Origin of the sequence: Streptococcus mitis (assembly GCF_047464965.1) — a bacterium.
Taxonomy (GTDB): domain Bacteria; phylum Bacillota; class Bacilli; order Lactobacillales; family Streptococcaceae; genus Streptococcus; species Streptococcus mitis_DU.
Genome location: NZ_JASHAT010000023.1, coordinates 1 through 793, shown reverse-complemented (window position 1 = coordinate 793; position 793 = coordinate 1). Strand labels below are relative to the sequence as shown.

Here is a 793-nt window from a genome sequence, read left to right as displayed (position 1 = left end):
GGCTCTATAATATTTGTAGTGGGTAAATCCCCTATGGATATTATGGAGCCTATTTTGTTGTAGAAAAAAAGTCCCATAAGATCTATAATGAAAAGCGACAAAACAACTCATTAGAAAGATTCATATGGAACAATTACATTTTATCACAAAACTACTCGATATCAAAGACCCTAATATCCAATTTATAGATATCATCAATAGGGATACACACAAAGAAATCATCGCCAAACTGGACTACAATGCTCCATCTTGCCCTGAGTGCGGAAGTCAAATGAAGAAATATGATTTTCAAAAACCGTCTAAGATCCCTTACCTCGAAACGACTGGTATGCCTACTAGAATTCTACTTAAAAAGCGTCGTTTCAAGTGCTATCACTGTTCAAAAATGATGGTCGCTGAAACTTCTATCGTCAAGAAGAATCACCAAATTCCTCGTATTATCAACCAAAAAATTGCGCAAAAGTTGATTGAAAAGACTTCTATGACCGATATTGCTCATCAGTTAGCCATTTCAACATCAACTGTTATTCGCAAGCTTAATGACTTCCGTTTTAAGCCTGATTTTTCGTACCTCCCTGAGATTATGTCTTGGGACGAGTATGCCTTTACTAAGGGAAAGATGAGTTTTATTGCTCAAAATTTTGATAATCTTAATATCATCACTGTTCTTGAAGGAAGAACACAAGCTATCATCCGGAATCACTTTCTTCGCTACGATAGAGCCGTGCGCTGTCAGGTGAAAATCATTACTATGGATATGTTTAGCCCTTACTATGACTTGGCTAAACAGCTT

The 793-nt window shown here is 36.6% G+C and carries 1 protein-coding gene; it reads left to right on the top strand.

The window, feature by feature from the left end; all coding sequences use genetic code 11:
* Window positions 1-124 precede the first annotated feature (124 nt).
* Window positions 125-793 (top strand): transposase family protein (locus tag QM408_RS09300; protein WP_261150757.1); only part of this gene is annotated, 669 nt, incomplete at its 3' end.